Genomic DNA, 352 nt, shown 5'->3' with positions numbered 1-352 from the left:
ATGGGCGCCCGCCTTCGGGCGCAGGGGCGAAGCCTGGTCAAGCATCGGCGAACATCAGGCAGCGGCTCTCGCGACGGCGCTGCAAAAGGCCGATGACGGCGCGGCGCGCGCTTTCCAGGAAACGGTCCCAGCGGCCGGGATTGTGGACGACATCGGCGCGATAAAAGGAGGGGCAAAGCACGGCGGCATCCGCGACCTCGCCGCAATTGCCGCAGCCGACGCAATTCTGGTCGATGCTGGCGACGGGGTCATCGCGCAGCGGATCGTCGAGCGACTTCACTGACAGCGACGGACAGCCGGAGAGCCGCATGCAGGCGTGGTCGCCGGTGCAGACATCCTCGTCGACGCCGAA

1 pseudogene is annotated in these 352 nt (G+C 67.9%); it reads right to left on the bottom strand.

Annotated elements, in window-relative coordinates:
- Positions 1-37: 37 nt before the first annotated feature.
- Positions 38-352, bottom strand: a pseudogene (locus EN859_RS36105) (indolepyruvate ferredoxin oxidoreductase); the annotation flags it as partial.

It is taken from the genome of Mesorhizobium sp. M00.F.Ca.ET.216.01.1.1, from assembly GCF_004010325.2.
Classification (GTDB): Bacteria; Pseudomonadota; Alphaproteobacteria; order Rhizobiales; family Rhizobiaceae; genus Mesorhizobium.
Note: the sequence above shows the minus strand (reverse complement) of the source record. Positions and strands in the feature narration are given on the sequence as shown.